This is a genomic window from Leucobacter shiyiweii, assembly GCF_052446065.1.
In the GTDB taxonomy this organism is placed as follows: domain Bacteria; phylum Actinomycetota; class Actinomycetes; order Actinomycetales; family Microbacteriaceae; genus Leucobacter.
Map to the genome: position 1 here is coordinate 1,271,679 of NZ_CM127080.1, position 12,139 is coordinate 1,283,817.

The 12,139-nt window shown below is 64.8% G+C and carries 11 protein-coding genes; 7 read left to right on the forward strand and 4 right to left on the reverse strand.

Annotated features, from left to right (window positions below; all coding sequences use genetic code 11):
* Positions 1–11: 11 nt before the first annotated feature.
* A complete protein-coding gene (locus tag ACTNFJ_RS05920) occupies positions 12–566 on the reverse strand; it encodes a hypothetical protein (protein ID WP_435907452.1) in 555 nt (184 codons plus the stop codon).
* A 611-nt stretch (positions 567–1,177) separates the two neighbouring features.
* On the reverse strand, positions 1,178–2,425 hold the full coding sequence (locus ACTNFJ_RS05925; protein ID WP_435907451.1) for a sensor histidine kinase: 1,248 nt from the start codon (positions 2,423–2,425) through the stop codon (positions 1,178–1,180).
* Positions 2,426–2,830: 405 nt separating this feature from the next.
* Here ACTNFJ_RS05925 and ACTNFJ_RS05930 point away from each other — a divergent pair, with 405 nt between their 5' ends.
* On the forward strand, positions 2,831–3,895 hold the full coding sequence (locus tag ACTNFJ_RS05930) for a zinc-dependent alcohol dehydrogenase family protein (RefSeq protein ID WP_435907450.1): 1,065 nt from the start codon (positions 2,831–2,833) through the stop codon (positions 3,893–3,895).
* A gap of 46 nt (positions 3,896–3,941) precedes the next feature.
* Positions 3,942–5,150, forward strand: coding sequence for an MFS transporter (locus ACTNFJ_RS05935; RefSeq protein ID WP_435907449.1), 1,209 nt, complete (start codon positions 3,942–3,944; stop codon positions 5,148–5,150).
* Here ACTNFJ_RS05935 and def read toward each other — a convergent pair.
* Both def and ACTNFJ_RS05945 read right to left on the reverse strand, forming a co-directional pair.
* Entirely contained in the window at positions 5,147–5,710 is a 564-nt protein-coding gene (gene def / locus ACTNFJ_RS05940; protein ID WP_435907448.1) for a peptide deformylase, read from the reverse strand. The two genes, ACTNFJ_RS05935 and def, sit on opposite strands and share 4 nt — an antisense overlap.
* A gap of 30 nt (positions 5,711–5,740) precedes the next feature.
* On the reverse strand, positions 5,741–6,310 hold the full coding sequence (locus tag ACTNFJ_RS05945) for a TetR/AcrR family transcriptional regulator (protein ID WP_435907447.1): 570 nt from the start codon (positions 6,308–6,310) through the stop codon (positions 5,741–5,743).
* A 58-nt stretch (positions 6,311–6,368) separates the two neighbouring features.
* Here ACTNFJ_RS05945 and ACTNFJ_RS05950 point away from each other — a divergent pair, with 58 nt between their 5' ends.
* From ACTNFJ_RS05950 to orn, 5 genes are read left to right on the forward strand one after another with little or no spacing between them, the layout of a single operon-like run.
* Positions 6,369–8,021, forward strand: coding sequence for an ABC transporter substrate-binding protein (locus ACTNFJ_RS05950; protein WP_435907446.1), 1,653 nt, complete (start codon positions 6,369–6,371; stop codon positions 8,019–8,021).
* An 8-nt stretch (positions 8,022–8,029) separates the two neighbouring features.
* Positions 8,030–8,995 carry an ABC transporter permease gene (locus ACTNFJ_RS05955; RefSeq protein WP_435907445.1) on the forward strand — a complete coding sequence of 322 codons (966 nt, stop codon included), beginning with the start codon at positions 8,030–8,032 and terminating at the stop codon, positions 8,993–8,995.
* Complete coding sequence (locus tag ACTNFJ_RS05960; protein WP_435907444.1) at positions 8,988–9,857, forward strand: ABC transporter permease; 870 nt, start codon at positions 8,988–8,990, stop codon at positions 9,855–9,857. The genes ACTNFJ_RS05955 and ACTNFJ_RS05960 overlap by 8 nt, the downstream gene beginning before the upstream one ends.
* Positions 9,854–11,425: an ATP-binding cassette domain-containing protein gene (locus ACTNFJ_RS05965; protein ID WP_435907443.1), complete on the forward strand. Its 1,572-nt coding sequence runs from the start codon at positions 9,854–9,856 to the stop codon at positions 11,423–11,425. The genes ACTNFJ_RS05960 and ACTNFJ_RS05965 overlap by 4 nt, the downstream gene beginning before the upstream one ends.
* Positions 11,426–11,456: 31 nt before the next feature.
* Positions 11,457–12,092: an oligoribonuclease gene (gene orn / locus ACTNFJ_RS05970; RefSeq protein WP_435907442.1), complete on the forward strand. Its 636-nt coding sequence runs from the start codon at positions 11,457–11,459 to the stop codon at positions 12,090–12,092.
* Positions 12,093–12,139 lie beyond the last annotated feature (47 nt).

Consider the following 12,139-nt stretch of genomic DNA (forward strand, 5'->3'; position numbering starts at 1 on the left):
GTCGTCAGTCTTCACGGTTCTAATTGCCTTTGCGCTTCGTTCTCATCGAAGAACGGAAGAATACGAGGCTTGAAGTTCGTGACTTCGGGATTGATCTTCGCAGCAATATCCTGGGCTTTGGTTGTACTTGCTGGATCAACGGTGATGAGATTCTGACCACCAACAGCTACCGAATCAGGTACCACGTAACGTTCTACGGCTGTCTGCGACTCATTCCAGACCTGAAGTCCGATCCCCGAGGCATTAAATAGCTTCGCACTCGAGCAGGTCATTGAACCGGTCTCAGGTGACTCCGACACGACAAGACAGAGTTCTTCTTCCCTATTGTAAACGACCCATGCCTTTTCATCATTGGCGGTAAGGAGCCTGCTGCTCCCGTCGAAGAGGTCATCGCCAGCGTTATTCAGAATGACCCCTGGAAGAGCGTCACTTGGATTCTGACTTTCATTGAGTACCGAAAGCTCGAATTTCTCAGATGTATCATTCGCAAAAGCAAGCGCTGCCGTAGGTGCTGCTACAACAGTTGCCAGGGCGGACACAATGCAGACCAGTTTCAATGTCTTCATTCTCATATTCTCGGACCTTTCCTCGAACTAATAGTTAATCCATCCTCGGACCAGCACTGAACCGGACACCCAAGTTGGGTACTCCCAGTTCGCTCCATTTCGGCTATTGGCTCTGGCGGAGTGCCAGTTGGTTACTGTCTGATAGGCAGCGGCAGACGAATAGACATAACCTGCCTCGTAACTGCTGTTCCGGGCTGTCCAGAGCGAGCCTCCAACCCAGGTCGTCCCGCCGTTGCTCGTCATCGTTCCAGACAAGGTAACCGAGGACATGGACAGATTCCCATTGAAATACTGGCTTGTTGCTGCGTGGGACGCAGCTGAAGATCCGAACAGCAGTAGCGCTGCCACCGCAGTTGCGATCACTCCACGATGTATTGCTTGTTTACTCTTAGATCCCGTTAAGTTCTTCATTTGACACCTCCTGGTCGCTTCCAACAATCGATTCAGTCATAGGCAATACCGTATGTATAGGTCTGGACTGGTGATCTTCCAAAGCGCACAGGGATATGCCATCGCTTCCACGGAAACCGACAAAGCCGGAAGGGCCTGGATGCTCGGAGCATCTGCGGGCAATTGAGAAAAAGGAATCGTTATAACAAAAAGCAGTGAGGCTACGATGTTCGTGATTCTGATTTAACCTGGGCACTGCTCGCCTGCGCATCATCCGAGCAGATGATATTTGGAACCCACGGCAGTGTGACCGACACCCGCACAGTGTGGCCGTCATGGTCAACTGCGACCGAGCCGCCACGACGCCCTGCTCTTGCAGTAAGACTCGCCGGTTGTGCAGGCAGATCAGTGTCTGCAACATTGACGCCTACCAGCAAGAGTGCTCGGTTCGGGCCTTCCTTGTGTGAGATCACAACAGAGCAGCACAGCGGATCAGTTGCGTGTCTCAGAATGTTGGTGACGAGCTCTCTCAGAGACTGCGCCGCATCCCTAAATAACTCAGCAGGAATTCGATCGGGCAAATCACCAATCCCGATTTCTAGGCCGAAACCAGAGGCTTGCGCAGTGGCTTCCAAACCTTCTGCGAGCACGTCGATCTCGGTACTCGCCACCGTTTGCTCGTCCATCTGCCGGTTTGAATCAGAGATCTTCGCGAGCGCCTCGCGGAGCTGCCATCGGGCATTGTCATTCTCAAGCAAGAGCCTCGTGACCAACTGATGTTGTTCACCGTCTTCACCGTCGCGGACGCGTGAAGCGAGCAGCCGAGATATGGCGGCCTGTGTGGTGAGGCTATGCGACACAGTGTCGTGCATCTCGGTATACAAGGACACCCGCAGCGACTGCGACTCTCTCTCATGCGCGACCGCCCCCGCGACCCGTGCCTCAGTCTCCCGGTGCACTCTGCGTTCAAGTAAGGCGCCCGAGAACGCAAGCGCGGAGGCCATCGCCCACTGGTAAAAGAAGAAGTGAAGCGGGATTCCAAGCATTGGTTGTATGAAGTTGGAAAGGAGCGTGAGAAGTAAATGAATGGCCGATAGCAGAAGCCAACTGCGCCATCTCCATGTCGCAAGCAGTGCGGCGGTTGCGAGTACCAGCGGCGTGTCGAAGGGGTCAAGGAAATCAGGGTAGAGAACAGCAAAGAGCACATACCCACCTGCGGCAGACAGCCCAGCACAGAGCGGAAAGAACGGGGCGAGAGCGATCAGAAGCACCATCGACATGTGCAGCATTACGTACCAGATCTCGCCACTTTGACGGGAAGTTGGCGACGTCAGAATGGTGACGATCAGGATGAGGGCATAAACGCGTATGGGAAGGTCAACGAGCCGAGAGCCAGCCAGCTTGCGAAGTAGTACCGGATGGCCACGCTTCGCGGCTTCTGCAGGAGTGAAGAGTCGGGGGCTGGGCATGCGACTCAGGCTATTTCACACCTCGTTCATCCGGGTGTCTGACACGGCGGAGTTGCTTGCCAGCACGATTCCCAGATTGCTGTGCCGTTTCATGACCTCAAGAAAACTGGGTATGCGCCAGGATTCGGGTCATATTATCGCGAAGAAAGCACTTGGTGTCACACCGTTGCCGTCTCAGTTCCATCACGCCCATTCCGCCTCCTCCTTGGCTGCGGGCTGGTCGACCTCAGCGTCTCCCAGAAAAGTTGGAGAGTGGTCTCCTGAAGTCCACCAGCATCAGGAGGCAACGCCTCAAGAAGCCGGGGACCCCAAGCGCCACACAACGCGGTGCAGCGCACTCACGCAGCGTAGCCTGGGTTTGCCCACGTTCCGTAGTTCCATAGGACCTGAGAGAAGGATCTTCCCATGCGCCAAGTCTTCCTCCACGGTGAACGAGATATTCGCGTCGACGATGTGGTCGATCCTGCGCTCGAAAACGGCATCGAGGCCGCCGGCCGCGATGCGATCGTGAGAGTCGTGGCTGCCTGCGTGTGCGGTTCTGACCTGTGGGGGTACCGCGGAGTGAAGCCGACTCCCAAGCCGCGGCCTATTGGTCACGAGTTCGTCGGTATTGTCGAGGAGGTCGGCTCGGCCGTTTCGCGGGTGCGGGTTGGAGACTTCGTCATCGCCCCGTTCTACGTCTGCGATGGCAGCTGCCTGAACTGCATCAATGGGTTCTCGAGCCACTGCCTGAATGGCGGATTCTGGGGCTCCAAGGTCCACGATGCGGGGTACGCGAATGCCGCGCAGAGCGAGCGCGTGCGGGTTCCGCTCGCCGATGGCACCCTCGTCGTGGTTCCCGGGCAGCCCGCCGAAAACATGATTCCGGCTCTGCTGAGCCTGTCTGATGTCATGGGAACGGGGCATCACGCGGCGGTTTCCGCCGGGGTGGGGCCTGGATCCACTGTCGCGGTCATCGGTGACGGAGCGGTCGGGCTCTGCGCGATCATCGCCGCGAAGCGCCTGGGGGCAACGCGGATCGTCGCGATGTCGCGGCACGCCGACCGGCAGGCACTCGCGAGGGAATTCGGAGCCACAGATGTGGTGCCAGAGCGCGGCGATGAGGGCATCGCCATTCTGAAAAACATGTTCGACGGAATCGGACCCGACTGCGTGCTCGAATGCGTCGGCACCGAGGAATCGATGGACACGGCGCTCCGCTCGGCCAGACCCGGCGGCCAGGTCGGCTTCGTCGGCGTGCCAGCTGGCGGTGCAGAGCTACCGATCGACACCCTGTTTGGCAGCAACGTCGGCGTGCGAGGTGGCATCGCCCCGGTGCGCAACTATATCGAGGAGCTCCTTCCTGAGGTGCTCGACGGATCGATCCAACCCGGACGTGTGTTCGACCTTGAACTGCCACTGGCGGAGGCCGCCGAGGCGTACCGCGCCATGGACGAGCGCCGCGCCATCAAGGTATTGCTGCGCCCGTAGCCCGTGGAGACATCCGGGGCCCACCCCCGACAGTAGAATTGAGTCGATGTTTCCTCGCCCCGCGCGCCCCCCGCGCGCAAAGCTGCCCTTCGAGGTCTGGGCGCTCGTGGCGGGCGGGTTTACGGTTGCGCTCGGCTACGGTGTGGTCGCCCCGGCGATTCCGCAGTACGCCCTCGAGTTTGGCGTGTCCAACCTGGCGGCGAGCGCGATCGTCAGCGCATTTGCGCTCATGCGGCTGGTGTCGGCACCGCTCGCCGGGTGGCTCGTCTCCCGCTTCGGCGAGCGACGCACGTATACCGTCGGGCTGCTCATTGTGGCGGTCTCAACCGGTGCCTGCGCTCTGGCGATGACTTACCCACAATTACTGCTGCTGCGCGGAGCTGGGGGCATCGGGTCTGCCATGTTCACGGTTGCCGCGACGGCCCTGCTGGTGAAGGTGAGCCCGCCCGATGCGCGCGGTCGTGTGGCCAGCCTGAACGCGGCCGGATTCTTGAGCGGCATGTTGCTCGGGCCAGTGTTTGGGGCACTCGTGGCCGGGTTCGGTCTGCGCGCACCCTTCATCTTCTACTTCCTCACTTTGGTTCTCGCCGCAATCGTGGTCTGGTCGGCGCTTCGCCGCTCGGTTCTCGCCTCTCCTGGTGGCGGTGGGGCTTCCCGTGAATCGATGGGCCTTCGGGAGGCCTGGAGAATCCCGCAGTACCGCGTGCTCCTCAGTTCAGTCCTGATCTTCGGATGGACCTCATTCGGAGTGCGCATCTCGATCGTGCCCCTCTTTGTGGCACTCTCATTCCAGGGCGCACCCAGCGACGCGGCATGGGTGCTTGCCGCCTACGCTGCGGGCAACGCACTCCTCATTTTTCCCGCGGGGCGGTGGACCGACTCCGTGGGGCGCAAGCCGATGCTCGTGACGGGGTTGGCGGTCCTCGCCATCTCCTACCTCGTGTTCCCGGCGTCCCCCGCGTTGTGGGCCGCCCTCGCCTGCATGTTCGTGGCGGGAATGGGCTCGGCACTGGTGAACCCCGGTCAGCAGGCGGCGCTCGCCGACATCCTGGGGCAGCGTTCCGGTGGCAAGGTCGTGGCGGCCTACTCGATGATGGCCGATCTCGGGGGTGTGCTCGGTCCACTCGCGGTGGGTGCGATTGTGGATCTCGCGGGGTTCGGCTGGGGGTTCGGCGTCACGGCCGCCCTCCTCGCCGCGGTGACACTGGCGTGGGTCGCGGTTCCCGATACTCAGCAGCGGCGACCGCGGGATTAATCCTCCGGGTGATCCACTCCGGGCATCCAACTCAGCCCAGGCTTCCCCCAGCCGTTCTTCCGCTCGGCCTTCTGCGCCGCACGGTTTTCGGGGTGCACGAGCCGATCCACGTAGAGCAGACCGTCGAGATGATCGAATTCGTGCTGCATGATGCGGGCGAACCAGCCGCTGACCTCGAGCTCGTAGGGCGCGCCATCGATGTCGAGCGCGCGAAGCAGCGCGCGCTCCGAGCGGCGCAGGGCAAACCGTTCACCGGGGAAGGACAGGCATCCCTCCACCTCATCCTCATCCGGGAGGCCCGGCTCGGGTGGCGAGATCCACAGTTCAGGATTGATGGCGACACCACGCGAGGGGCCCTCGACTTGGTCGTCATAGATCCACACGAAGACGCGCTTGCCGATGCCCACCTGCGGGGCGGCGAGTCCCACTCCGGGTGCCGCGACCGTCGTGTCAAACATGTCGGCGACGAGGGTGCGCAGTTCGTCATCGAACTGGGTGACGGGAGCCGCCGGTCGGTGCAACACGGGTTCACCGCAGATCACAATGGGAAGAACAGCCATGCCGACAAGCCTACGGGTCGCGCAGACCGCTTACGTGCCAACCGACAGGATGCGCTCGAGCTGCGCGCGAAAGCTGCCGCGACCCACTCCGGCGTCGATCCACCCGCGAAGCGCCGTGATGAGCTGTGCCGTGGTGATCGCAGCGTTGGCGCTTCGTTCGACCGAGTCAGATTCCGGCGCGCTTCGCTGCAGGTACGACTCGAGCAATCGGTTGAGTGCCAGCACACGCCCGGCCCCTCCGGCGATCAGGTCGTCTGCCGATTCGAGCAACCGGAAGTTCTGCAGCGCCCAGGGAATGTTGGCGCTACTGATCGATTCCGCGTAACTCAGCAGGGCCGCTCGCAGCGGCACAGAATCCCCCGCGCTGAGCTGACCCTCCAGGTGCTTGCCGAGGCTGGCGAGCAGAACGTCGGTATCGAGCCAGTAGAGCTCGGACTTCGACGAAAAGAAGTTGAAGAAGGTTGCCCGGCTAAAGCCCGCGGTTCGCGCGATCTGCTCGACGCTGGTGCCGCGGTACCCCTGCACCTGGAACAGCTCGAACGCCGCCTCCTGCAGCAGTTCCGCAGAGGCCTTTCTGGGTCGACCCCGTGACTGAGACATGCGAATTACTCCTGGCCGCATTTAATAGATCGCGTCTAATAATATAGGCTTAGCGGTTGTGAAACATACACCAGCGCACACACCGAAAAAAACCGCCTGGGCGACCGGCCTCACCGCGGTCGCCCTCGTGTTGCCGCTCGCGGCCTGTTCCGCGGGCGGAAGCACGCCGGAACCAGGCGAGGCCCGCACCAACCTCGTCTACGCGACCGGAGACGGCGAACCGAGCTGCCTCGACCCCCACGTCGGCGGCAATTTCCCGCAGGCCCTGCTCGCCACGCAGGTGCTCGAATCGCTCGTGGCGCTCGACGCCGAGGGCACCATCGTGCCGTGGCTGGCGAGCTCATGGACGGTCAGCGACGACGGACTGACCTGGGAGTTCACGCTGCGTGACGGTGCGACCTTCAGCGACGGCACCCCCGTCGACGCTGCCGCGGTGCAGGCCAACATCGAGCACCTGCAAGACCCCGACACGGGATCCTCCACCGGCTATCTCGCCGTGCGCCAGGTGGCGGCCGTCGAAGTCGTCGCTGCCGATGTGGTGCGCTTCACACTCACCCGACCCGACGCGGCGCTGCTCGAGTCGCTCGCGCAGCCGTGGGTGGCGATGCAATCGCCCGCCGGCATCGCTCGTGGCATGGACGAAAACTGCCTCGCACCGATCGGGTCGGGGCCCTTCGTCATCGACGACTGGGTGAAACAGGATCGCATCGAACTCGTGCGCAATCCCGAGTACACCACCTCTCCCGACGGGATCGACGCACCCGACGCAGCGGCCGCCGAGACGCTGACGTGGCGCTTCATCCCGGATGCGACGGCGCGGTTCGCGGCCCTCGAGGCTGGTCAGGTTGACATCATCGACAACCCCCTTCCCGAGCAGATCACCGTCGCGGAGAACTCGGAAGACCTCGCGCACCTCGATGCGCCCCGCCCGGGCGCCAGCAACCGGATCGAGCTAAACACGAGCACGGTTCCGTTCAACGATCAGCGCGTGCGTGAGGCGTTCATCGCCTCTGCCAACGTCGACGCGGGCCTCGAGACGCTGTTCGAGGGGTGGGCACCGCGATCCACCAGTGCGCTCTCGAGCCGCGAGCGGCTCGCACTGCAGAGCCCGGAAGCCTACGTCTTCGACCCCGAGCTCGCGAATGCCCTGCTCGACGAAGCGGGCTGGACCGAGCGAGACGACGACGGAATTCGGACGAAGGACGGGCAACGACTCACCGCCCGCTTCCCGGTGACCGGCGCACAGTCGACGCAGGCCGAGCAGGCGCTCTTCGAACAGATCCAGGCGGGCGCCCGCGAGGTGGGTTTCGACATTCAGATCACGCTGCTCGACCTCTCGAGCTGGTACGGCGCGCTCGGTGCCTACGAGTACGAGATGGTGAGTGCCCCCTACACGAAGATCGGCCCCGACGTGCTGCGCTTCCTCTATCACAGCGATGCCACGGTACCCGCGCCGAGCGGCTATTTCGCCAACAACGCGCAGGTGAAAGACCCCGAGCTCGACGCGCTGCTCGACACCATCGGCACCTCGATGGACGTGGAGGAGCGGGAAGCGGCCGCGCGCGCTGCGCAGGAGTGGATCGCGAACGCATCGATCATTCTGCCGATCTACGATCAGCAGAACCACTTCCTGTACCGCGCTGATCTGACCGAGTTCCGGGCGCTGCCGACGGTCAATACCCCGTGGCTCGGTACCGTCATCGCCGGATGACCTGAGCGATGACCGGCGAGGGATGGTGGTGGCGTGCAGCGGCACGCGTGGGCGGCGCGGTCGCCGTGCTCGTGACCGTCGCCACCCTCGCCTTCGTCGCCCTGCAGTTCATCCCGGGTGACCCCGCGGAGGCCGCTCTCGGCGGCCCGGGCAGCCAGGCGAGCGCCGCGGCACTCGAGGCGGCCCGAGCCGAATTTGGCCTCGACCGCCCGATCCTCACCCAGTACGTCGACTTCATGTGGAGACTGCTGCGCGGTGATCTGGGGGTGTCTTACGCGCAGCGGATCCCCGTTTCCGAGGTGCTCGGGGGCGCAATCGGGCCGACTCTGCTACTCACCCTCACCGCGCTGCTGCTCGCCTGGGCGCTCGCCCTGGTGAGCGTGGTGATCGCGAGCGGGCACTCGCGCCGCGCCCGCTCGGTTGCGTCGGCCCTCGACCTCACCGCAGCCGCGATGCCAAATTTCTGGCTGGCGAGCCTGCTGGTGCTCGTCTTCGCGAGCGTGCTCGGATGGTTTCCTCCCGTCAGCACCGGCGGGTTCTCGGGTATCGTGTTGCCCGCACTGGCCCTGGCGATTCCCACCGCCGGATTCCTTGCCCAGGTGTGCCGAGCCGGGGTGGATGCCGCCCGCTCCGCGCCCTTCATCGAGAGCGCCCGCGCGCGTGGCGAGACCGAGCTCGGCATCAGGGTGCGCCACGTGGTGCGCCACGGCCTGGTGCCCGGCCTCAACCTCACAGCGTGGGCACTCGGCTCGCTGCTCGGCGGCGCCGCCGTCATTGAGGTCATCTTCGCCCGCCCCGGGCTCGGCCGCACCCTGGTGACCGCGGTGCTCGGCCGCGACGTGCCGGTGGTGCTCGGTGTCGTGCTGTTCTCCGCGTGTGCCTACGTGGTGGTCGCCCTCATCACCGATCTCGTCATCTCTCGCGTGGATCCGCGCACCGAGTCTCGGCTCGCGCAGGCGGTGCCGCGTGCGTAGGCGGGTGGCACTGCGCGATGGGTTCCGGCGCAGCATATTCGCGCGGCGCAGCGGGTTCAGTGCCGGCGAGTGGATCGCCCTCGCCGCACTCGCGATACTCGTGGTGTGGGCGCTTGTGCCCGGCATACTGGCACCCTTCCCCCCGCTCGCGGTGAACCCGGCAGATGCCTTCGCCCCGCCCTCGCTCGCCCACCCCTTTGGAACCGACGATTCGGGCCGGGATGTGCTCAGCCGCGTCATCTTCGGGGCGCGCGACTCGCTCGTCATCGGAGCCGCGGCCACCCTGCTCGGCCTCGCTGCCGGCATCGCACTCGGAGCCCTCGCGGGAGGCAGCCGCGTGAGGGTGCTCGCCCCACTGAGGTTCGTCGCAGACCGCGTCATCGAGGCGCTGTTCGCGTTTCCCGGCCTGCTGCTCGCCCTGCTGCTCATCACCGTCTGGGGTCCGGGCACCGCGTCGATCGTGGTCGCGGTCGCGATCTCCACCGCCCCCGGCTACGCGCGGATGGTGCGCGGCGGCGTGCGTCAGGCGCTGGGATCTGGCCCGGTCGAGGCCGCCCGACTCCAGGGCGACCGCGGGGCTCGCGTCTGGGCGACTCTCGTGCTTCCCGAGGCGATGCGCCCCGTGCTGGTCCTCGCCACCCTGGGGGTGGGGCACGCGGTCGTGCTCGCCGCGGCGCTCGGCTTTCTCGGCCTCGGATCGCCACCCCCGGCCCCCGAGTGGGGCGCGATGCTCAACTCCGGTCGGCCCTACCTCACCAAGGCCTGGTGGATCACGTTCTTCCCCGGCGCGATGATTCTCGCCGTCGGCATCGCGACCACCGTGATCGGTCGTGCCCTCGAGCGTGAGCGGCGGTTCGCATGAGCGCGGTACTCGCGCGGGTCGAGTCGCTCACGGTTCGCTTTCCCGGGCACCGGGCCCCCGCGGTCGACGGTGTCAGTCTGGTCGTGCACGCTGGCGAGTGCGTGGCGCTCGTGGGCGAGAGCGGATCGGGCAAGTCACTCACCGCACGCGCGCTGCTCGGCCTGCTCCCCCGCACCGCGATCGCCACGCACACTTCGCTCGAAATTGTCTCCCCGGGCGGCACCCTCGGGGCCGCGCCGGAGCCCGGTCACCGGCGATGGGATGCCATTCGCGGGGCGCACGGTTCGCTGATCCCGCAAGACGCGCTCGGTGCGCTCGATCCGCTGCGCCGCGTGGAACACGAGGTGGGCGATGCGCTGCGCCTGCACGGCCTCGCGACTGGCGCGGAGCGCCGGCACCGCGTGCTCGCGGCCTTGAACGCCGCGGGCATGCCGGAACCCGCTCGTCACCTCCGGCAGCGCTCTGATGAGCTCAGCGGCGGGCTCCGCCAGCGCGCGCTCGTCGCCACGGCGCTCATCGCAGACCCGGAATTCATCGTCGCGGACGAGCCCACCACGGCCCTCGATGCCGGCCATCGCGGCAATGTACTCGCCCGGTTGCGGCAGCGGGTCGATCAGGGGTGCGGGGTGCTCCTCATCACGCACGACCTTGCGAGCGTTCGCGGTGTCGCCGACCGGGTGCTGGTGATGCGTCACGGGCGCATCATTGAAGCGGGTGAGCCGTCCCGCGTGCTGACGCAGCCGACGCACCCCTTCACCCGGGAATTGCTCGAATCCTCACCAGCGGGCAAGCCTCGCGGAGTGCGGCTGACCGGCGAGTTCCGTTCGCCCGGCGCCTCCCCCGAACCTGCCGACCCAACGCCTGCAGCCCCGATCGAGGCACCCCGGGCCACATGCGCCCCACGGCTCGAACTTGCCGACATTTCGGTGTCGTTTGGCACGCACCAGGTATTGCGGAGAGTCTCGCTCGAACTCGCGGCGGGCGAGACCGTCGGGCTTGTCGGCGAGAGTGGATCGGGCAAGACCACCCTGCTGCGCGTCGCACTCGGGCTGCAGTCTCCCGCGGGGGGCACCGTGCGCGTCGACGGCGTGGATCGCCAGACGCTCTCTGCCGCCGCGCGTGTGCAACTCCGGAGGCGACTGGCGTTCGTTCCGCAGGACCCGCTGGACTCCTTCCCTCGCGGAGCGTCAGGGGGGCAGATCCTCGCGGATGCCCTGCGCGCCGCCGGCACCCCACGCGCATCGAGATCCGCGAAATCGGCTGCGCTCGCCGCCGAGGTGGGTCTCGAGCCTGATCTCTTGCGGCGACCCACGCAAAGCCTGTCCGGCGGGCAGCGCCAGCGGCTATCGATCGCGCGCGCACTCGCGCGAGACCCCGAGGTGCTCCTCCTCGACGAGCCAGTCTCCGCCCTCGATGTCACCGTGCAGGCCAGGGTGCTCGATCTGCTTGACGAAGTGCAGGCACAGCGCGGAACCACCTTCCTGTTCGTCTCGCACGATGTCGACGTGATCCACCATATGAGCGACCGCGTACTGCGGCTGGAGAACGGGGAAATCGCCCGCAGCTAGACTAGTTCAGCCCACTCACGAAGGAGCCCACGTGTCACACACCCCCGCCGAACAGATCGTTTGGATCGACTGCGAGATGACGGGGCTCGATGTGGATCTCGATGGACTCTGCGAGATCGCGGTGATCATCACCGATTTCGAGCTCGAGCCGCTGCACCCCGGCTTCGAGCTCGTCATTAACCCTGGGCCCGAGGCGATGGAGAACATGGGAGACTTCGTGCGAAATATGCACGAAAAGTCTGGCCTGCTGCCCCGCATCGAGGCGGGCGTGACGGTCGCCGAGGCGGAGAAGCTGGTCACCGAATACGTGTCGGCACATGTCACCCCGGGCCGACGCCCCATCGTTGCAGGTAACACGATTGGTATGGATCGCCGCTTCATCTCGAAGTACATGCCTAGCTTCGACGAGCGACTGCACTACCGCAGCATTGACGTCTCAACCATCAAGGAGCTGTCGCGCCAGTGGTATCCGGCGGTGTTTTTCGCGACGCCCGAGAAGCGGGGCGGCCACCGCGCACTCGCCGATATTGCGGAGTCAATCCAGGAACTCGCGTATTTTCGGCAGGCCGTGCTCGTCGCAGGCCCGGGCCCCAAGAAACCCGAGGCCGAGCAAATCGCGGCTGCGGCTCAGGCCAAATACGCTGCGCTGGTTGACGGCGAATCCTGATCCACTGCTGCGAACTGCGCGGATAGCGGATCAGCTTCGCGGTCTGA